A 19,864-nucleotide genomic window follows, 5' to 3' on the forward strand; every position below is an offset into this window, starting at 1 on the left:
TCAGGTCCTGCCTTCCTTCAACGCTTTCGCCTGCTGCTTGGCGATCTCCTTGCGCTCGGCATCGGTGAGCTCCGGCTCGACGCCGAGCAACGGCGCGATGCGGGCGATGATGTTGCCGGCGGTGGGCACCGCGTTCCAGCCCGAGGTCGAGAAGCCGTAGGTCTCGGGGGTTGCCTGCGGCTCGTCCATCATCACCATGACGACATATTGCGGGTTATCCATCGGAAAGGCGCCCGTGAAAACGGTAAGGTTCTTGGTCTTGTCGTAGCGTCCGTTGACGACCTTCTCGGCCGTGCCCGTCTTGCCGCCGATACGGTAGCCGGGGGCTTTGGCGTTGGCGCTGCGCGCACTGCCTTCGAGCCCGTTGAGCCTGAACAGATAGCGCAGCTTCTCGCTGGTTTCGGGCTTCACCACGCGCTTCGCCAGCGCCTGCGCATCAGCTGCGTCGCGCTTGAGGAACGTCACCGGAAGCATATTTCCGCCATTGAGCAAACCCGCTACCACCTGGGCTCCTTGCAGGGGCTGTACGGCAAAACCGTGGCCAAAGGCGACGGTCGCCTGGACCAGTCTGCCCCAGCGCTTGGGCAGGATCGGCTTGGCGTTTTCCGGTAGCTCCGTCACGAGCCGATCCATCAGTCCGACCCGGCGCAGGAATGCCTGGTGCCGTTCCTGATCGACGGCGAGCACCATGCGAGCCGTGCCGATATTGGAGGAGTTGGTGAAGACCTCGGGCAGCGTCAGAATCCGCCTTGTCGGCTGGAAGTCGTGGATGGCGGCACGCCCGATGACCAGCGGCGCGCGGGCATCGAACTGGCTCGCGAGGGTAGCAGTGCCATAGTCCAGCGCCATGGCGAAGGACACCGCCTTGATGACCGAACCCAGCTCGAAGACGCCGCTCGTCATCCGGTTGGCCTGGTCGAAGGTGAAATTCTTGTTTTCCTGATTGGGATTGAAATCGGGCAGTGACACCAGGCCCAGCACTTCGCCGCTGCGCATATCGAGAACGATGGCGCCGCCCGCCAGGGCGCGGAACTTGGCGATGCCCTTGGCGAGCTCGTCGGCCAACGCGTGCTGGACGCGGATGTCGATCGAGAGCACCGCCGGCATGGCGCGCGTATTGTCCTCGCCGAGCGAGGCGGTATAGAGCGCGCCCTGATCGTCGAGGAATTTCTCGATGCCGGCGATGCCCTTGGAATCGAGATCGACATAGCCCAGCACATGGCTGGCCAGCCGGCCCATCGGATAGACGCGTTTGGTTTCGGCCCGGAAGCCAAGTCCGGGAATGCCGAGATTGTGGATGGCCTCGCGCTCCGACGGACTCACTTCGCGCTTGAGCCACATGAACGCACGGTTGGGCTGCGACAGCTTCTGGCGCAGCGACTTGGCATCGAAGCTCGGCACGGTGGCGGTCAAGAGTTCGACCGCCTCGTCGACATCGAGGATCTTGCGCGGATCGGCATAGAGCGAGAATACGGAAACATCGGTTGCCAGAACCACGCCATTGCGATCGACGATGTCGGGCCGCGGCACCCGCTCGCTATATTCGATGACCGGCTTCTCGGGGCGCTGCTGCCACAAAGTGAGATTGGCGAGTTGCGAGGCGATCGCCACGAAGAACATGACGAATCCGAAGTTCACCAGCCGCAGACGATTGCGTCCGGCGAGGCTTCCGTCCTGGCGCATTGAAAACAGCATCACGCCTCACTCCATCGCCTTTAGAATGTCGCCGATCGCGTCCTTGCCCTGCTCCTCCAGCTTGACCGGAGGTTCGTCGGGAATGCGCGTCGCGAGCTCGTTGATCTTCACGAATTGATCGGGCGATATGCGCTTCAGCTCGAGATATTGCTCGGCGAGCCGCTGCAGGCGATCCGGCCTGATCAGGCTCGACCATTCGGCATTGAGAAGCCCGATCGTCTCCTTCTCGTTGGCGATGGCGGCGTTCGAGCGCGCGATCTGCCGCTCGATGCCGCGAATGGAATGCTCCAGTGAATAGAGCACATAGGCGGAGACGAGGACCGCCACGACCAGACATGCATTGAATGCTCTGAGCATCAGTTGCGCCGCCCTTCGACCGATGGAACCGCGATATCTTCGAGATTGAGAGCCAGTGCTGGCGCCGAGGTGCGCTCGCCGGCGCGCAACTTTGCCGAGCGGGCGCGCGGATTGTCCGCCGTCTCGGCCACGCTCGCTTCCTGATGCCCCCGGAAGACGGGAATGAAACGCGCTTCTTCCCCCGCTTCACGCCCCGGCATGTGGCGTGAGGACGAAGGCGTCTTGCCGCTGCGCTCGGCGAAGAAGCGCTTGACGATCCGGTCTTCCAGCGAATGGAAGGTGACGACCGCCAGGCGCCCGCCGGGCTTGAGCAGTCGTTCGGCCGCCGCCAGCGCGAGGCCGAGCTCCTCGAGCTCCCTGTTTACATAGATGCGCAAGGCCTGGAAGGTGCGCGTGGCCGGATGAATGCGGTCCTGCGGGCGCTGACGCCCGGTGGCGCGCTCGATGGCGCGCACCAGCTCCTGGGTAGTGCGGATCGGCGCTTCGCTGCGCGCTTTGACGATGGCATGGGCGATGGCGCGGGCTTTGCGCTCCTCGCCGAGCACGCCGATGATACGGGTCAGCTGGCCCGCTTCGGCCGCATTCACGATATCCGCCGCCGAGAGACCGGACTGGCTCATCCGCATGTCGAGGGGACCGTCCTTGGCGAAGGAGAAGCCGCGCGCCGCCTGATCGATCTGCATCGAGGAGACGCCGATATCGAGGGTGGCGCCGTCGATCATTGTGATGCCGAAGCGTTCCGCAAGGTTTTCCATATCGCTGAAGTGGCCTTCGACCAGCGTCAGCCGTTCTGGGAAGGCGGCGACCAGCGCCGTCCCGCCGGTGATCGCGTCGGGGTCTCGGTCGATGGCGAGGACCCTGCAGTCGGCGGCGGTGAGAAGCCCACGCGTATAGCCGCCGGCACCGAAGGTGCCGTCGACATAGATGCCGCCGTCGCGCGGCGCGAGCGCCGACAGCACTTCCGCGAGCATCACCGGCTTGTGCCGGGCATCTGCGCTGGGCAAGGGCGAAGCCATTTTCGGTACGGTGAACAGATTACTAATGAGATTCCGACAATGCTCCGTGGCGCCTTAACAAATCGTTTCGCTGAGCGGACTTAGCCACAGAGAATAGACCTCCGTGGCGACGCTGGCAGGGATCCGCTCCGGCACTGTGACGCGGCGTTCAATCGGCCGAGGCGCGCAAGCGCGAGAGATCGCTAGCATAGCGCGGGGTGCGAAAAAGTGGGCACCGGTTTTTCGCGAGAATCCCGCGCTAGAAAATTTGAATCGATCACGTCTATGAGTTTGGATTGATCCAATCCAAACTCATCGTGATCTAGACCATCGTGCGCGCCGCGACCGAGGGCTGCGACAGGAGGCTGGCAAGCTGGCTGAGGCCGTCTTCGAGGGCTCCCCGGTCCGGCGCGATTCCCAGCGACAGCCTGACCGCCTCGGTGGGATGGGCCGCGACCGAGAACACCGAGCTCGGCACGATCGAGACGCCGGCCCGGTCGGCATGCTCGGCGAAGTCCGCGGCATGCCATTGGCCGGCGAGGCGCAGCCAGAGGTGGTGCCCATACGGATCGGCAGCGTATGCCGCATCTCCGAGGATCGCGGCCGCGAGTTTCTGGCGCTCGACATTCTCGGCGCGGATCGCCCGGATGATCTCGTCGAGCGTGCCGTCGGCGATCCAGCGGCTCGCCAGCGCCGACATCAAAGGCGGCGCCATCAGGATTGTCGCTCGGAGCACCCCAGCGAGCCGCAGCGCCTTGGTCGCGTTGGGCGCCACCACATAAGCGACGCGCAAGGCGGGGGTAGCGCATTTCGACAGTGTCGCGATATGCCAGGTGATCGCGCCGGCAAGCGCCGCCATGGTGACGATCCGCTCCGGCCGCAGCGGTGCATATGGATCGTCCTCGATGATCGCCACGCCATGCTGCTGCGCCAGCGCCGCGATCTTGCGCCGCCGATCCTCCGGCATGGTCGCCGTCGTCGGGTTGTCGATGCTCGGTATGAGATAGAGCGCCTTGGGCGATTTCTCCCGGCAGGCCTTTTCGAAGGCATCGGGCAGTATGCCCTGCCCGTCCATGGCGAGAGGCTCCAGCATGAGCCCCTTCTGAATGGCGATTGCCTTAAGCCCCGGATAAGTCATTTCTCCCGCGACCACCACATCGCCACGGCCGAGCAGCAACTCGCAGATGGCGAAGAGCGCGCTCTGCGCGCCCCCCGCGACGACAACGCGCTCCGCGGCCACGCCGTCGAGCCGCTGCGCCAGCCAGTTCGCCGCGGCATGGCGGTCGGGCTCCGTGCCGGTGCTCTCGTGATAATGCAGGCTCAGCATGCCGCGGTTGCTCCCCAAGAGCTCGGCGATTCCCTGCGGGAAGGCTTTGCGCAGATTGGCAGCCGCAGGCTGGGGGGGAATATTCATGCTCAGATCGATCAGCGGCCGGAAATGCTCGACGGGCGCGCTGCCCGCGAGCCTTTCGGTAATGAAGGTGCCGCGCCCGGCCTGCGCCTCGACCAGGCCGCGTCGGCGCGCTTCATTGAAAGCGCGCGTCACGGTGGTGAGATCCACATCGAGCGCATCGGCGATGGCGCGCTGCGGCGGCAGCCTTTCCCCTCGCGCAATTCGGCCCGATCGGACATCGGCCTCGAGCGCTTCGACAATCCCCAGATATTTCATCCGGGCGCTGTCAGTCAGTCGCGGTCGCCACATTTCACTCCCTCATTTTTTATGTATGGTTTATTGACATACAATTAGGCTACCATGTATGGCCCGCCGATGGAAGAGCAGCATCGCGGCCCAGCGGCCCCCTACGCGCTGGAGGTGACCGGCAAGGACATCGCTCAGCTCGAGGCATCGCAGGCCGATATACCTGCGGGGACACCGGTCAATATTGCCTTTCTCGGAAATGAAACGCATGCGCAGAGGATCACGGCGGCTCGCGTGATCCGTGCTTGCGGCTTCGAGCCGGTGCCGATCATTTCATCGCGGCGGCTCTTGTCGCAGCAGGATCTCGACACTCTTGTCAGTGAGCTGATCATAGAGGTCAGGCCGAAGCGATTTCTCCTCGTCGGCGGCGATCCGGCGAGTCCTGCCGGGCCTTATCCAGATTCCCTCGAGCTCCTGAGAAGCGGCGTGATCGAGCGTCATGGCATTCGTCATGTCGGCATCGTCGCCTATCCCGAGGGCCATCCCAGGATCGCCGATGCCGCGCTCTGGGAAGCCCTCAAATGGAAGCTCAGCTTTCTCGCGGACGCCGGCTGCTCGGTCGAGATTACAACCCAATTCGGTTTCGATGCCGACACCGTCTTGAGATGGATCGAGCAATTGCGCCACGAAGGCTTCGATACTCCGGTGAGGATCGGCGTGCCGGGCCCCACCGATGTCGGCAAGCTCCTGCGCTTCGCCCGGCAGTTCGGCGTTGCGGCATCCGCCGGCATCGCGCGTCGCTATGGTTTCTCGCTCGCGCAGCTCGTCCATCGCGTCGGACCGGAGCGCTTCTTCGAACGGCTTTTGCACGGGATGGAGAAGCGCGATGTCGGCGCTATTCTCTACCACCTCTATCCCTTTGGCGGGATCGCCGACGGCGTGCGCTGGATGAACCGGCACGCCGTCAGCGTGACAGCATAGAAGCATCGGACCGAAAAGTGCGAAGCGGTTTTCGGGTAAATCCGATGCTCCAATTAGCGAGATAGAGCGCCGGAGCGCTTCTATCAGAACGGCCGGCGCTCTAGTCTCGCCGGGTCGTCTTGCTTTCGGTGGTGACCGGGATCGCTTCGCCCTTTGCCTCCTCATCGGGCTCGAGCGCCACGACAGTCAAGGTCAGCACGACGACCGGCACACCGACCAGGGCCGCGTAAAGGGCCACATCCATGCCGAACAGCAACGTCCCGAGGATGATCGCCATAGTGATGTTGATCATCGTCAGAGGCAACTGTTTCTCCGTAAAGAACTCGCTGTAGAGGAAACCCAGCAACCGTACCCCGGTCGTACGCGGCAGCACATAGAACACGAGCCAGGCCAAAAGAGCCAGCACCGCGCCCCATCCGCCCGCATAGAGCCAGCCGAAGACCGGCGCCATCGCTGCGGTCAGAAGCAGGCTGAAAGTATTACTTCTCATTGTCATGAGATACATCCTGTTGTCGTTCGTGAAATCGTTGTGGATCGTCGTCGTCGAGAAAGATGCGTTCAGCCGCGCCGTCGAGGTCCTCATATTGGCCGTCGCGAAGCGTCCACAGAAACGCGACAAGGCCGAGACCGCCGAGCGCCAGGGCGATGGGAATGAGGAAGAGCAGCGGACTCATGTGACGCCTCCTTCCGCCGGCGGGCGGGCGCGCAGCGCATTGAGCGTGACCGCGATTGAGCTCGCCGACATCGCGGCGGCCGCGATCAGCGGCGTGGCAAATCCCAGGACGGCCACCGGGATCAGCACGACATTGTAGAGCGCGGCAAAGCCAAGATTCTGCCGGATGATCATCACGGCGCGGCGGGCGGTCCGATGCGCCAGCATGATGGCTGACAGGCGGTTGGCCGGCAGCACGATGTCGGCCGTCGCCTGCGTGGCGGCAACGCCGTGGCCGAAGCTTGCCGACACATGCGCCTGCGCCAGCGCCGGCGCGTCGTTCAGACCATCACCGACCATGAGGATCTTCCGGCCTTCAGCCACCCAGCTGGCCAGAACCGTCGCCTTGTCTGCCGGTTTCAATTTGCCGCTATGCGCCCGGATGCCGACTTCCGCCGCGCAGTGCGCGACCGCCGGCGCCCGGTCGCCGGAGAGTATAGTGGTCTCGATTCCGGCATTCTCGAAATAGGCGACAGTGTCTCGTGCCTCCGGTCTGACGGCATCCGCCAGCACGAAGCGCGCCGGGGGGCGCCCAGGCACCGCGAGCCAGACTTCGCTGGCGGCGTCCTGCGCCACGATGTCGAGGCCGCAGAAGGCGGCACTGCCGAGCCGGACGGTCGTCCCATCCACCTCGGCGCTGAGTCCAGCGCCCGGAACCTCGATCGTCCCCGCAAGCGTCGGCGCCGCGCCCAGTCGCCGCGCGAGCGCCCGCGCGAAGGGATGTTTGCTCTGCGCCACGAGCGAGGCCGCGAGTGCCCTCGTCTCGGCATCCAGTGGCGCCTCGATGAGCTCGGGCCGGCCCATCGTCAGCGTCCCTGTCTTGTCGAACGCAACGCCGTCGATAGCGGCCAGCCGCTCGAGTGCGTCGCCGGACTTGATCAGCACGCCGCGTTTCAGCAATCCACCGGTGGCGGCGACCTGTACCACCGGACCCGCTATGCCAATTGCGCAGGGACAGGCGATGATGAGCACGCAGACCGCATAAACCAGAGCCGTGGCCGGACCGGCGCCCGCGATCAGCCACCAGCCGAAGAAGGTGGCAAGCGCCACGACATGCACAGCTGGAGTCCAGAATGCGGCGACTTTATCGGCGAGATTCCCGGCCTGCCCTTTTCGCAATTGCGCCTGCTCGACGAGACGCAGGATGTCGGCCAGATGGCTCGTCGCGGCTGTCCGGCTTGCCACGATATGAAGAGGCGTCGTCATCACGATCGAGCCGGCGAGCACTTCATCGCCGGCGCGCAGCTCGATCGGCAGTGATTCTCCGGTCACCGCGACCGTATCGACGGACGCCTCTCCTTGCGTGATGCGGCCGTCCACGGGCACGGTTTCGCCGGGCGCGACGAGCACCGACATGCCGGGCTCGACAGACGCTGCCGGCACCACCGAGGCGCGGCCATCGGCATCGACCACCGTGGCATGCCGCGCCTGCAGCATGACCAGTCTTTCGATCGCCTCTCGCGACCGTGCTCTGACCCGGAGATCCAGATAGCGACCGATCAGAAGAACGAAGAGCAGCGTGGCGACGCTGTCGAAATAGACATCCGGCCCCTGTCTGATCAATTCGACCAGGCTCATGATCGTTGCCAGGAGAAGGGCGGCCACGATCGGGACGTCGATATTGGTGCGGCGCGCTTTCAGTGCGGCGAAGGCCGAACGGAAGAAAGGCCGCCCCGCGATCGCAAGGGCCGGCACGGCGACGAGCGCCGACAGCCAGTTGAACAGGGCCTGCGTGTTCGTCGCCATCCCGTCGACCTGTCCCGCCCACACCGCCCAGGCGAGCATCATCACATTCGACGAGGCGAAACCGGCGATGGCCAGGCAGCGCAGCAGCTCCCTGCCCATCCGCGTGTCGCTGGCGCTGAGCATCCCGGGCTCGAAGGGCGCTATTCCATAACCCAGCGAACTGACGGCCTCTCCGATCTTCTCGGCATGATCCGCATCGCCGGTCCAGTCGACGCTGAGCCGGCGCAGGGAGAGATTGACGCGCGCACTCGTGACCTTCGGATCCTGCTTGAGGCGGGTCTCGATCCTGCGGATGCAGTTGGCGCAATGCACGCCCTCGACCAGCAGGCTGAGATGATGCTTCCGCCTGTCAGACTCGACGAATGCCGTCAGCATGCCCGCGGTTGGCGACATATCTGGGAAAGGCGTGGCCACGCTCACCCCGGCGCTCATGGCAGGACATCGACCTCCTTGATCGCATGCACCGAGCGCCCGGCCTGCTCCACCCTGAGCCGCACGAACCAGCGCCCGGCGAGTGGAACCTTCAGGTCCGCGACATAGATGCCGGCCTTCTGGCGCAGGAAGTTGACGGTTTGGATTTGCGGAAAGCGCGTCATGCGCTCGGCGGTGGCTCGCACATTCGGGGTGTCCAGCGGAATGCCGTCCCGGTCGGTCACGGCGAGAGTGAGCCGGCCCACGAGCCCGCCTTGCTGAACGAAGTTCAGATTGGTCGACCAGCCGAGCTCGCGCTCGGCCTCGCGCTGCGCCAGGACATCATCGTATTTCAGCCCCACCGCATAGGCATTGTCGGTTACCAGGCCGCTGAAGGTGCGGTTGGCCAGCAGGACGAACCACGCTTCGAGCCCGGCCAGTCCCACGAAAAAGAGAACGAAGCAGGCTGGAATCCACAGATCCTTCCGCTTCTCGCTCATTGCGCCGGACCCCAGAAATAAGTGTCGACCGCGCCGAGCTCCGCCCCTGTGTCGGGGTCGGCGAACACGACACGGATCGCGGCGCGGCCTTGCGGCGCATGTCCCGCCGGCGCCGTGATGAAGAGCCGGTCACTGAGCTGCCGGGTTCCAACGAGATCGGCGACGAGAACTCTGTCCGATGTCTCCGCCGAGGCGAGCCGCAGGCTGGCGCCGGGCAAACCCTCGCTCGAGATCTGCACACGCTCCAGCCTCCCCAGACGATGTGCCAGCCTGAGGCTGAAGTCGTTGCGCACCGATCCGTCCGACAACTGGACGAAGGGCGGATTGCGCTGCGGCTCCACGTCGAGCTGGATACCGCTCATCGAGACGATGCCGAAGACGATGCCGCCGAGCGCCGCGAGGCACAAGGAGGCGTAGAGAACGGATTTGGCGCGCAGCAGCCGCAGCGCCCCTGCCTTGACGGATCCCGCCCTTTCCGAGCCTTCCACATCGAAGCGGATGAGGCCACTCGTGCGCTCGATCTTGGCCATCACGTCGTCACAGGCATCGATGCACAGCCCGCAGCCGATGCATCCCATCTGCAGGCCGTCGCGGATGTCGACGCCGGTCGGGCAGACATTCACGCAGCGCTGGCAATCGATGCAGTCGCCGCGCGCGTTGTCGAAGGATGTCGCTTCGCGAATGAGCGTGGACAGGTCCTTGAGCTCGGGGCGAAGCGGGAGCTTTTTCTTGCCCCGGGGCTCGCCCCGCCAGCGCTGATACGTGACGACCAGGCTGTCCTTGTCCAAAAGAGCTGCCTGGAAGCGCGGCCAGGGACACATATGGAGACAGACGCGTTCCCTGGCATACGCCGCGAGCAGCCAGGTGGTCATCGTCAGCAGCCCCATGGTGACATAGGCCGCGATCGGAGCTGTCCCGCTGAGGAAAGCGCCCGGCAGCGTCGGCGCATCATTGAAGTAGGCGGCGAAGCCGAAACCGGTCAGCACGCCGATGACGATCCATATCGCCGTCTTCGCGACGGTCGAGATGAGCGTGCCGCGTCCGAGCAACCGCTCGCATAGGCGGCTGACGCCGAAGAACAGATCGGTCCAAACTGTCTGTGGACAGGCGAAGCCGCACCACACCCGGCCGGCGAGCAAGGTCGTGCCGAAGAGGCCGAAGGCGGCGAAGATGAGGATACCCACCGCGATCGGCAGATCCTGTGGCCAGAATTCGAGGCCGAGGAGAAACAGCCGGCGTCCCGGCAGGTCGAAGAGGACAGCCTGATCCGGCAGGAGCGGTCCCCTGTCCCAGCGCAGCCACGGCGTGACGAAGAACAAAGTCAGCAACAGAGTGGCGAGAACCGTCTTTATCGTCCGGTATCTACCGCTGACCTTCTGAGGCACCGGCAAGCGCGCCGGCCGGCGCCGCGAAACGGTGTCGACCAGCGTCATGGTCATCAGCGTTCTCCTCCGCCCAGAGTGTGGACATAGACAGCGAGCATCCGGATCGTGGCTTCGTCGAGCCGGTTTTCCCAGGCGGGCATCTGCCCCATCCTCGGGCTGGTGATCTGGCGGATCACTTCCTCGCGGCTGTTCCCGTAAAGCCAGATGGCGTCGTCGAGCCTGGGCGCGCCCAGCTCGCGATTTCCATCACCCTGCGCGCCGTGACAGGAGGCGCAGTTCTCCGCGAAGATCGCCGCCCCGGGCATGCTGGCGCGCAGCGCATTCTGCGAACGATCCGCCAGGCTCAGCACATGATCCGCGACTGCGGCGATTTCCGCGTTCGTCAGCATGTCGCCGAAAGCGGGCATGTCGCCTTGATGCGCTTGCGGGTTGTCGCTGCGCACGCCGTGCGTGATCGTCTTGTGGATGTCGGTGATCTTGCCGCCCCACAGCCAGTCGTCGTCGACGAGCGCCGGGAATTCCCCGATCTGTCCGCCGGCGCCGACCCCGTGACAGGCGGCACAGTTTTCGTTGAACGCGGCCTGGCCACCGGCGACCGCGAAGCGGCGCAGCTCGTCATCGCTCTCGATCTGATCGAGCGGTACCGTCAGCAGCTTCTGGCGCCAGATCGATTGCGCCTCGAGCGCCTGATCCGTCGCCTCCTTGAGCTCCTTGGAACTCGACCAGCCAAGCAGGCCGGGCGCATAGCTTTTGCTGGTGGCGAAAGAGGGATAGAGCGCCAGATAGCCAACCGAAATGACCCAGGTCACGACGAAGGTGACGATCCACCAGTTCGGAATAGGTGTCCTCAGCTCCTGGATGCCGTCCCATTCATGTCCGGTCGTCACCTGTCCGGTCAGCGGATCGCGATCAGGGGCGCTCATGACTCGTCTCCTTCCCGTTCGAAGGGGATGCGGGCATTGCGTTCCATCTCCGACCGGGCCGCCGGTCGGAATGTTCGCCACAGGATGACGACGAACAGGATGAATGCCGCCACCAGCCAGCCATTGAGGAGAGTTGTGATGATGGATTGCGACATGACCTACTCCTTCTGCTCGTCCAGACGGACATCGGAGAAGTCGACCAGCGTCCCCAGCATCTGCATGTAGGCGACGAGCGCATCCATCTCGGTGATGCGATCGGGCTTGCCGTCGAAGTCGCCGATCTTGGCGCCGGGATAGCGCGCCAGCACGGCATCGGCATTCTCGCCCGTGGCCTGCGCGCGCACGTCATTGGCCGCTTCGACGACCGCCTTGCTGTCATAAGGAACGCCGGCATTGCGCAGCGCGCGCAGATTATCGGATATGTCGTCAAACTTCAGTTCGCGGTCCAGAAGGAACGCATAGGACGGCATGATCGACACCGGCACCACGTCGCGCGGATTGACGAGATGGGCGACATGCCAGGCATTCGAATATTTGCCGCCGACGCGCGCCAGATCGGGGCCTGTGCGCTTCGATCCCCACAGGAACGGATGGTCATACATGCTTTCCGCGGCGATCGAGTAATGGCCGTAGCGCTCCACTTCGTCCCGGAACGGCCTGATCTGCTGGCTGTGACAGGTGTAGCAGCCTTCGCGCGTATAGATGTTGCGGCCGAGTTGCTCGAGCGGCGAATAAGGCCTGACTCCCTTAACCGGCGTGATCGTCTCTTCGAGACGAAACAGCGGTACGACCTCGACGAGCCCGCCGATCGCGATGACGAGAAAGCAAAGCACGAAGAGCAGCGTCGTCGACCGTTCGATCGTGCCGTGCGTGAGTTTCTTTTCGTTGTTCGTCGCCATGATTGACCTGTGATCTTTAGTTTTGGAACGCGGGCTGGCTCAGCCGCTCGCTGTTTCGGGTCTGGCTTTCCTTGGACTTCGACCGGCGGATCGTCATGAAGACGTTGATCGCCATCAGTACCGCGCCGATTAGATAGAGGAGGCCGCCAAGCGCACGGACCAGATAATAGGGGTGCAGCATCGCGACGCTGTCGGCGAAGGAATACTGCAGGAAGCCGAACTGGTCATAGGCGCGCCACATCAGTCCTTGAGCGATGCCCGCCACCCACAACGCGCTGATGTAGAGGACGATCGCCACCGTCGCGATCCAGAAATGCCACTCGACAAGGCGATGCGACCACAAGGGAGCGCGCCACAGGCGTGGAACGAGATAGTAGACCGCGCCGAAGACCATGAAGGCGACCCAGCCGAGCGCGCCCGAATGGACATGACCGACTGTCCAGTCCGTGTAATGGCTGAGCGCATTCACCGAGCGAATCGACATCAGCGGTCCTTCGAAGGTTGCCATGCCGTAGAAGGCGACCGCGACGACCAGGAACCGCAGAATGGGATCGGTGCGCAGTTTCCCCCAGGCGCCCGACAGCGTCATGATGCCGTTGATCATGCCGCCCCAGGACGGCATCCACAGCATGATCGAGAAGGCCATGCCGAGCGTCTGCGCCCAGTCCGGCAAGGCGCTGTAATGGAGATGGTGCGGCCCGGCCCAGATATAGAGGAAGATCAGCGCCCAGAAGTGGACGATCGACAGACGGTAGGAATAAATCGGCCGCCCCGCCTGCTTGGGAACGAAATAGTACATCATTCCGATGAAGCCGGCGGTCAGGAAGAAGCCGATCATGTTGTGGCCGTACCACCACTGGATGAGCGCATCCTGCACGCCGGCGAAATAGGAGTAGCTCTTTGTGCCGGCGAACGAGACCGGGATCGCCAGGTTGTTCACGATATGAAGGACGGCGACGGTGATGATGAAGGCGAGGAAGAACCAGTTGGCCACATAGATATGCGGTTCGCGCCGCCGCACGAGCGTTCCGGTAAAGATCGCGAGATAGACAAGCCAGACGGCGAGCAGCAACAGGTCTGCGTACCACTCCGGCTCCGCATATTCCTTGCTCTGTGTGATGCCGAGCGGATAACCGGTCAGCGCCAGGACGAGGAACAACTGATAGCCGAAGAACACCAGTATCGAGGCCTGGCGGCCGCCCCACAGGCCAACCTGGCAGGTCCGCTGCACGATATAAAGGGATGTCGCGAACAGCGCGTTGCCGGCGAAGGCGAAGACGACGCCCGATATGTGCACGGGGCGCAGCCGGCCGAAGGTGCCGTATTCGCCGAAATTGAGCGACGGAAAAGTAAGCTGGAGAGCGATGAAGAGGCCGGCCGCGAGGCCGACCAGCGCCCACACGACGGTCGCCAGCGTGAACCAGCGAACGATCTGTTCATTATAGCCCGGAATGGCTTCATAGCCCTGACTGGCTTGCGCCCGGCTTTCGAGCCCGACCGTTCCATGCATTACCGCACCCAATTGAGAAAAAGACACATTGGTCCATCAAGTATGGACACTGCCCATACAGATACCCGGACACTGAATCCAGACAAGGTGACGATTTCACGCGGGCGTCAGGCACGGCCTGCGACGTTATGGACCCAGCATTTGGCCAAAATAGCAACAAGGCGGCAAATGAGGAGCGCTTGTATGGCTGCCGTAACGTAGCCATACAATTTGCCGCAGGCTGAGTGGAATAGTGCCAGCTGGCCTATAAGCCGGGTTCTGTCCGCATCCTCGCGGACGCTGGATGACCATTCATCTGGAGCGCATGTTGCCATGCGCTTCGCGCGACCAACCCGGGCGGCGGGTTGAAAATGCCCCTGGGCCGAAGCCCATGCCGCCCCTATTCGGTCTTGCTCCCGGTGGGGTTTACCGTGCCGCGCCCGTTGCCGGCCGCGCGGTGCGCTCTTGCCGCACCGTTTCACCCTTGCTTCGGACTGATCTGAAGCGGTCTGTTCTCTGTGGCACTATCCCTGGGGTCACCCCCGCCGGGCGTTACCCGGCACCGTATTTCCATGGAGCCCGGACTTTCCTCCCGGAAGGCCTCGCGGCCTCCCCGGCGGCCATCCGGCCAGCTGGCGATGCGAGAGGTAGAAGCCCAAGGCCCGCACGTCAACGCTTAAAGCTGATTGAATCGGCGGGCGGCTTCACCATCTATGGCCCGTCTCCCGAGCGCGATCAGGACGGGGACCAGGAGAAAGATGACGACCTTTGCCGCCACGGCCGCCGACTTCGGCCTTGACGATCATGCCCGCCGCCTGGCGCGGCTAAGGAGCCTCGCCCGCGTCATGGATACGGCTCTGCGGATTCCGGGTACAAGGATCCGTTTCGGCGCCGATTCTGTGCTCGGCTTCATTCCGGGCGCGGGCGACGTCCTGGCGCTTGGCATTTCGGCCTACGCACTCATGGAGGCCGTGCGCTTCGGCGCGCCGCCGCGTGTCGTTGCGCGCATGATCGGCAATGTCGCCATCGATACCGGCCTCGGCGCCATCCCGGTGGCGGGGGATATTTTCGACTTATTCTTTAAGTCGAATACGCGAAACCTGAAACTGCTGCTCGAGCATTTGGAACGGGAGAGAAGAGTGTGAAGAATATCGTGTGGATCATCGCCTGGCTCTGCGTCGGCCTGTGGAGCGCGGTCGCCGCAGTCGGTTACTGGCTGATCAACGCGCTCACCGGCTTTGCCGCCAACAATGCCGATAAGGTCGGGGGCACCGCCGAGACCGTCGAATTGCTCAACTGGGTTGTGCTGCTCCTGCAGAATGTCGGCGAGATCGCCGCCATCATCATCTGGGCCGTCATTTCGCTGGCGATCCTCGCCGTCGCCTGGGTGATCACCAAGCTGACCGGCGTCGCCGGAACGGGAATTCAGCCTCCCTTCAAGAACTGAACGGGCTTATCGCTGCCTCGCAACTCGGCTATGATTCCAGCCGGGACTGGCCGTGATCAAGAAACGGGAGTGCCGTTCGATCACGTGCTGAAATGGAGATTTGCGATCACCTCTGCCGCTTCGGGCTTGACCGGCCCACAGGTGATTGTCATCCGGAGAGGGCGAGATGTTGACGCGTTATCTGCTGGCCGGGCTAATGATCTGCGCTGCCGGCCAGGCATGGGCTCAGGAACGGGAATGGCTATTCGACACCGGAGACGAGGATGCCTATCTCGTCTTTGGCGTTCCCGAAACTGAGGATACCGGGGTGAGCTTCGGCTGCACTTTGCGGTCGGGCGAGATTCGTATTTTCGTTCCCGAGGCGGGCGATGATCTGGAGCCCGATCAGAAGGTGACGCTCACCATCACGGTGGGCGGCAAGGATTTCCCCTATCAAGCCATCACCGCGCCTAACGAGATGTCGGGCACGATCAGCGCCGAGGCGGCGATTCTTGCCGATGACCCGCTTTTCGCCGATCTGCGCAAGGTCGATCGTTTCCAGGTCCGCACCGATTCGGAAGAGAACATATATCCGCTCGAGGGCGCCGATTTCGAAAGCCTGGTCCGCGCCTGCGGCAAGAGCTGAACGCGATCAGGTGCTGTCCGGCAAGGCGTCGATGAGACGGCGCAGGGTCTCGATCGTCGATCGGTCGGCGATGCCGTCGACGCGCTCAGGGCGGAAATGCCGCTGGAAGGCGCCGACCACGGCCTTCGTATCGGCATCGAATTCGCCGGTGATGTCGATCCCATAGCCATAGAGCGCCAGCATCGCCTGCAGCGCCTCGACGGCATCGCCGCTGTCGCCCATTTGAAAGAACTGCCCGCCGCCGAGAGGATGTGGCGCCACCCAGTGGCCGAGCCCCTGCTCGTGCAGGTCCCTCCAGTCGAATTTCTCGCCCGGATCGATCTTGCGCCGCGGCGCCACGTCGGAATGGGCGAGCACGTGCTCGGGCGCGATCCGGTGCCGGCGGACGATGTCGAGGCCGAGCGCGCCGACCGCCGCCTGCTGCGCCGGCGGGAAATCCGGATAGCCGTTGTCATGCCCCGGATTGTGGATCTCGATGCCGATCGAACAGGAATTGATATCGTGTTCCCCCTTCCAGATCGACTGGCCGGCGTGCCAGGCACGCAGGTCCTCGTCGACCATTTGCGTGATGCGGCCCTCTGCATCGACGAGATAGTGGCAGGATACTTTTGAGATCGGATCGCACAGCCAGGCGCAGGCCCGCTCCGCGTCGTCCATGCCGGTATAGTGCAGAAGCAGGATGCGGACTGTCTTGCCATCCTGACGCGGCTCGACATTGGGCGATGGCATGACACGGTGGCGGAGCGCCGATCCCTTCACAGGCCGCGCTCCCTGGCGACCGATTCATAGGCGGCATTGATCCGCGCCAGTCGCTCGGTCGCGACTTCGATCATCTCGGCCGGCACGCCGGCGGCGATATGCTTGTCGGGATGGTTGTCGCGCACCAGCTTGCGATAGTGCTTGCGCAGCTCGTCGTCGCTGGCGAAGGCCTCGATGCCCAGTATGACATAGGGGTCGTCTTTGGCGGGCGGGAGATGACGCGCTTTGATGCGGGCGAAATCACGCTCGCTGAAGCCGAATATCTCTGCCACGCTGGCGAGAAAGGCGAGCTCGCGCTCATGCACAGCGCCGTCGGCCTTGGCGATATGGAACAGGCTGTCGATCACGTCTTCCAGAACTTGCGGGCGGTTGGCGAAGAGCCGCGCCAATTGCCGCGCATAGGCGTCATATCCCGCGACATCCTGCTTGGCGAGATTGAACACACGCGCCACACCCGAGAGCTCGCGGTCGGGCACCCGGAAGACCTGCTTGAAGGCGGCGATCTCAGCGCCCGTGACCACACCGTCGGCCTTCGCCATCTTTGCCCCGAGCGCGATGACGCCGATGGTGAAGGCGATCGACATTTCGGGGCTCGGACGCGGCGCAGTGATCTTCGCGAGGAAAGCCGAAATCGAATCGCCGATGGCCGTAATTGTGAGGCTGATGCGGGACCAGATGGACATATCGCGGCGCAGCATAGTGGATTCGGCGGCAAGCGCCAGCGGGGGCATATGACGCATGACCAGCTGAAACGCTTCGTTACAGGCGGTCTGAATTTCCCCGCAATTGACGGCGAGTCTCGCCTTGTGACAGGGATGGTCTCATGAAACTTGCAGTTATTGCCGCCGGCGCCTTGGCCTTGGGTCTGTACACGGTTTCCTGGCCCGCCATGGCGGCCAGTGAATTCGCCTGCGGCGGACCCGACAGTGCCGCTGTCTCCGAGGTCGTCAAACCGCTGATCGAGAAGGCAAAGCTGTGCAAGGGCCTTAAGCAGAAGGTCGATGCCGGCCTGTTCAAGGTCAAGGTCAAGATCGACCAGACCAAGACGGTGCGTGTCGAGAAGCTCGACTATTGCACCTCCGATTCCAGCCGCAAGATCGAGGCGACCGTCTATGTCGCCTGCCAGACTGACGAGGACGAGAAGGTCCAGATCAGCGTGGATGAGAGCTTTGACGTGATGGTCGAGGTCGCTAACAAGGATTGTGCCGTGACCGATTTCAAGGTCGAGCCACATGGTGAGATCGGCAAGCTCATCGCCAAGAATGGCGATTTCGAAGACAAGATCCGCAAGGCGGTCGAGCGCCAGATCGCCAAGGCCTGCGACAGCGCCTCGTGACGCAACCGGATGTCGATCACTTCAGATTGATCTCATCTCCTATGATTCCGGAAGGCCGGCGCGTGACAGCATGGTCAGGAATTTCTGATGATTCTTGTCGCTGGCATAGCGCGGGACATATCCCGGCGACACATTGGCGAGGCTGAGCTCCGGAATCTGGGAAAGACAGTGATGAACGGCTCGTGAGGCTTCCTCGTCATTGCCCGTCGCCATTGCCGCCGCCGCCCAGTAAAGCGCCCCGGGGATGAAGCCTTGTCTTGTGCGCACCACCTTGCGTGCGGCTTCCAGGGCCTCACGATCGTCTCCGTTGCCGAATTTGGCGACGACAATGCTGTGATGCCGCCAAAATTCGGTCGAGCCGAGAGGGCCAAGCCTGATGGATTCGTTCGTTTGGTGCAAGGCATCTTCGGTCTGCCCCTGGAGAGCGTAGAGAATGGCGAGGTCGCCATGAGCATGTGCATAATTGGGATTGAGGGCGATCGCATGGCGCAATTCCACAACGGCCTCCTCGATGCGTCCCGTGCTTGAAAGGGCGTAAGCCAAGAAGCAACGCGCAATCTCATCATCCGGCACCGCCTTGGCGGCGCTCTCGGCAAGCGAAATGGCTCTGTCGGTATGCTCCCGCATGTTGGGCAACGCGCCGAAAGCCGGACCGACCGAGATAGCGATCGACAAGGTTCGCATGGCACGGGGATTGTCTGGATCGATAGTCAGAGCCTGTTCGGCCAGGCGCATGGCGGCTTGCAGGGATGCCTTGGTCATCTCGTAGTATTTCGTGAGCGCCTGATTGATCAGGCGCCGCACCTCCGGGCTGCCGGGCGGGCTCTTGTCGCGCACTTTCCAGCTGGTCAGCTGCAATTCTATACCGAGGGCGACCATGACCGACTGCGCGATCCGGTCCTGGAACTCAAGGCCTTCCTGTACTCGCCCGTCGAAACGCTCGGCCCAGACATTTTGCCCGTTCGCCGTGTCGATGAGCTGGACATTGACCCTGAGATCGTCAGCGACACGCTGCACGCTGCCATTCAACAGATATTGCACATTGTAGGTCGTGGCGATGCGGCGGACATCCAGGCTCCCCGTCTCTGTGGTGAATGTCGGAAGCTCGGTCACGATCGCGTAATCGCGCTGCTGCGAAAGCGCAGTCGCGATGTCCTGGACCAGTCCTTTGGCAAAATAGGTCTCGCCGCGCTCGGCGGTGAGGTTCACGAAGCCCAGAACCCCGACGGATGGCTTCTTCCAGCTGGCGGCATCGGCCGCGCTGCTCATCTGCATTGGCGCCGATGAGAGAAGTTGGGGGTCCGGGCCAACCAGCAAGGACTGCCACAGCCTTCTTGTCTCAGGGCTTACGTCGACCCCGAACTCCTTTTGCAGCATGACACGGCAGGATTCGAAAGTGCGGACGGCCCGGTCGCGCTGGCCGCTCAAAGCGAGAAGCTCCATTTTCAGCCGGTATGATGCTTCGCGGGTCGGATCCAGAGCCAGAAGGCGCAGGGCGATGGCCAGCCCCTTTTCCACATCCACCAACCGGGCCAGTTTTTCGAGAGAGCCTATGGCGATAACGAGAAGTTTCTCGCGCTCGACGGCAGCCCAATCCTCGAAGGTGCTGCTGCCCGCGAAGAAGCCATCCAGAAAGGGCCCGGTATAGACGGAGGTCGCCTCCTCGAGCTGGCTTCCCGAACGGACCGACGGCGACATTTCCAGGATAGCCGCATCGGTGTCGATTGCGCTCAGGCCGATAGTGTCCTTGTTGCTGTGCAGGATGGCGGCGCCCAAAGACGACAGATCCTGGCGCAGAACGCTCAAAGTCTGCCGCAGGCTATTTCGAGAATGTTCGCTGTCGCTGTCGCTCCATAGGAGATCGGCCACCTTCTCCCGCGTGGCGGTCATTCCGGGGCATCGGGCCAGATAGGCTATGATCGCCGGGCCTTTCCGACCCGTCAGCTCGAGCGGTCGGCCCTCGGC

The 19,864-nt window shown here is 63.3% G+C and carries 21 protein-coding genes and 1 other RNA gene; 5 read left to right on the forward strand and 17 right to left on the reverse strand.

The features are described from left to right. The 4 genes from G5V57_RS32220 to G5V57_RS32235 form a co-directional block, all read right to left on the reverse strand. Positions 1 to 1,695, reverse strand: a complete 1,695-nt coding sequence (locus tag G5V57_RS32220) for a penicillin-binding protein 2 (protein WP_246737753.1) — start codon at positions 1,693 to 1,695, stop codon at positions 1 to 3. A gap of 6 nt (positions 1,696 to 1,701) precedes the next feature. Further along, entirely contained in the window at positions 1,702 to 2,052 is a 351-nt protein-coding gene (locus G5V57_RS32225; RefSeq protein WP_165173084.1) for a cell division protein FtsL, read from the reverse strand. Then, on the reverse strand, positions 2,052 to 3,068 hold the full coding sequence (gene rsmH / locus G5V57_RS32230) for a 16S rRNA (cytosine(1402)-N(4))-methyltransferase RsmH (protein WP_165173086.1): 1,017 nt from the start codon (positions 3,066 to 3,068) through the stop codon (positions 2,052 to 2,054). The genes G5V57_RS32225 and rsmH overlap by 1 nt, the downstream gene beginning before the upstream one ends. 301 nt (positions 3,069 to 3,369) lie before the next feature. Beyond that, the gene (locus G5V57_RS32235; RefSeq protein WP_165173088.1) at positions 3,370 to 4,749 is read right to left on the reverse strand and encodes a PLP-dependent aminotransferase family protein; all 1,380 of its coding nucleotides are present in this window, start codon (positions 4,747 to 4,749) and stop codon (positions 3,370 to 3,372) included. 51 nt (positions 4,750 to 4,800) lie between these two features. On the opposite strand from G5V57_RS32235, the gene G5V57_RS32240 reads away from it, so the two are divergent. Then, the gene (locus G5V57_RS32240; protein WP_206530138.1) at positions 4,801 to 5,667 is read left to right on the forward strand and encodes a methylenetetrahydrofolate reductase; all 867 of its coding nucleotides are present in this window, start codon (positions 4,801 to 4,803) and stop codon (positions 5,665 to 5,667) included. 100 nt (positions 5,668 to 5,767) lie between these two features. Here the strand turns inward: G5V57_RS32240 and G5V57_RS32245 are convergent, their stop codons facing one another. The 10 genes from G5V57_RS32245 to rnpB form a co-directional block, all read right to left on the reverse strand. Then, positions 5,768 to 6,163, reverse strand: coding sequence for a hypothetical protein (locus G5V57_RS32245; protein ID WP_165173090.1), 396 nt, complete (start codon positions 6,161 to 6,163; stop codon positions 5,768 to 5,770). Continuing rightward, positions 6,147 to 6,341, reverse strand: coding sequence for a cbb3-type cytochrome oxidase assembly protein CcoS (gene ccoS, locus G5V57_RS32250; protein WP_165173100.1), 195 nt, complete (start codon positions 6,339 to 6,341; stop codon positions 6,147 to 6,149). Before ccoS ends, G5V57_RS32245 begins: the two co-directional genes overlap by 17 nt. Then, positions 6,338 to 8,557, reverse strand: a complete 2,220-nt coding sequence (locus G5V57_RS32255) for a cation-translocating P-type ATPase (RefSeq protein ID WP_165173102.1) — start codon at positions 8,555 to 8,557, stop codon at positions 6,338 to 6,340. Before G5V57_RS32255 ends, ccoS begins: the two co-directional genes overlap by 4 nt. Then, complete coding sequence (locus tag G5V57_RS32260; protein WP_165173104.1) at positions 8,554 to 9,036, reverse strand: FixH family protein; 483 nt, start codon at positions 9,034 to 9,036, stop codon at positions 8,554 to 8,556. Before G5V57_RS32260 ends, G5V57_RS32255 begins: the two co-directional genes overlap by 4 nt. Then, positions 9,033 to 10,475 (reverse strand): cytochrome c oxidase accessory protein CcoG, encoded by a 1,443-nt coding sequence (gene ccoG, locus G5V57_RS32265; RefSeq protein ID WP_165173106.1) that lies wholly within the window; start codon positions 10,473 to 10,475, stop codon positions 9,033 to 9,035. The genes G5V57_RS32260 and ccoG overlap by 4 nt, the downstream gene beginning before the upstream one ends. After that, the gene (gene ccoP / locus G5V57_RS32270) at positions 10,475 to 11,344 is read right to left on the reverse strand and encodes a cytochrome-c oxidase, cbb3-type subunit III (RefSeq protein ID WP_165173108.1); all 870 of its coding nucleotides are present in this window, start codon (positions 11,342 to 11,344) and stop codon (positions 10,475 to 10,477) included. The genes ccoG and ccoP overlap by 1 nt, the downstream gene beginning before the upstream one ends. Then, positions 11,341 to 11,499 carry a cbb3-type cytochrome c oxidase subunit 3 gene (locus G5V57_RS32275; RefSeq protein WP_165173110.1) on the reverse strand — a complete coding sequence of 53 codons (159 nt, stop codon included), beginning with the start codon at positions 11,497 to 11,499 and terminating at the stop codon, positions 11,341 to 11,343. Before G5V57_RS32275 ends, ccoP begins: the two co-directional genes overlap by 4 nt. Before the next feature lie 3 nt (positions 11,500 to 11,502). Next, entirely contained in the window at positions 11,503 to 12,243 is a 741-nt protein-coding gene (gene ccoO, locus G5V57_RS32280) for a cytochrome-c oxidase, cbb3-type subunit II (protein ID WP_165173112.1), read from the reverse strand. Between the two features lie 16 nt (positions 12,244 to 12,259). Then, positions 12,260 to 13,753 carry a cytochrome-c oxidase, cbb3-type subunit I gene (gene ccoN / locus G5V57_RS32285; RefSeq protein ID WP_165173114.1) on the reverse strand — a complete coding sequence of 498 codons (1,494 nt, stop codon included), beginning with the start codon at positions 13,751 to 13,753 and terminating at the stop codon, positions 12,260 to 12,262. Between the two features lie 231 nt (positions 13,754 to 13,984). Continuing rightward, an RNA gene (gene rnpB, locus G5V57_RS32290) (RNase P RNA component class A) lies at positions 13,985 to 14,368 on the reverse strand. 122 nt (positions 14,369 to 14,490) lie between these two features. Between rnpB and G5V57_RS32295 the strand changes: the two genes are divergently transcribed. The 3 genes from G5V57_RS32295 to G5V57_RS32305 all read left to right on the forward strand — a co-directional run bounded on the left by G5V57_RS32295 (position 14,491) and on the right by G5V57_RS32305 (position 15,804). Then, positions 14,491 to 14,877, forward strand: a complete 387-nt coding sequence (locus G5V57_RS32295; RefSeq protein WP_165173116.1) for a DUF4112 domain-containing protein — start codon at positions 14,491 to 14,493, stop codon at positions 14,875 to 14,877. Further along, positions 14,874 to 15,179, forward strand: a complete 306-nt coding sequence (locus G5V57_RS32300) for a hypothetical protein (RefSeq protein ID WP_165173118.1) — start codon at positions 14,874 to 14,876, stop codon at positions 15,177 to 15,179. The genes G5V57_RS32295 and G5V57_RS32300 overlap by 4 nt, the downstream gene beginning before the upstream one ends. Before the next feature lie 166 nt (positions 15,180 to 15,345). Beyond that, positions 15,346 to 15,804, forward strand: a complete 459-nt coding sequence (locus G5V57_RS32305; protein WP_165173120.1) for a hypothetical protein — start codon at positions 15,346 to 15,348, stop codon at positions 15,802 to 15,804. Between the two features lie 6 nt (positions 15,805 to 15,810). Here G5V57_RS32305 and G5V57_RS32310 read toward each other — a convergent pair whose 3' ends face one another. Both G5V57_RS32310 and G5V57_RS32315 read right to left on the reverse strand, forming a co-directional pair. Further along, on the reverse strand, positions 15,811 to 16,533 hold the full coding sequence (locus G5V57_RS32310) for an N-acetylmuramoyl-L-alanine amidase (RefSeq protein WP_165174363.1): 723 nt from the start codon (positions 16,531 to 16,533) through the stop codon (positions 15,811 to 15,813). Between the two features lie 26 nt (positions 16,534 to 16,559). After that, positions 16,560 to 17,303 carry a molecular chaperone DjiA gene (locus G5V57_RS32315; RefSeq protein WP_246737449.1) on the reverse strand — a complete coding sequence of 248 codons (744 nt, stop codon included), beginning with the start codon at positions 17,301 to 17,303 and terminating at the stop codon, positions 16,560 to 16,562. An 83-nt stretch (positions 17,304 to 17,386) separates the two neighbouring features. Here G5V57_RS32315 and G5V57_RS32320 point away from each other — a divergent pair, with 83 nt between their 5' ends. After that, complete coding sequence (locus G5V57_RS32320) at positions 17,387 to 17,899, forward strand: hypothetical protein (RefSeq protein WP_165173122.1); 513 nt, start codon at positions 17,387 to 17,389, stop codon at positions 17,897 to 17,899. 39 nt (positions 17,900 to 17,938) lie between these two features. On the opposite strand, the gene G5V57_RS32325 is transcribed toward G5V57_RS32320, so the two are convergent. After that, positions 17,939 to 19,789, reverse strand: coding sequence for a BTAD domain-containing putative transcriptional regulator (locus G5V57_RS32325; protein ID WP_371744693.1), 1,851 nt, complete (start codon positions 19,787 to 19,789; stop codon positions 17,939 to 17,941). Positions 19,790 to 19,864 lie beyond the last annotated feature (75 nt).

It is taken from the genome of Nordella sp. HKS 07, from assembly GCF_011046735.1.
GTDB lineage: Bacteria > Pseudomonadota > Alphaproteobacteria > Rhizobiales > Aestuariivirgaceae > Taklimakanibacter.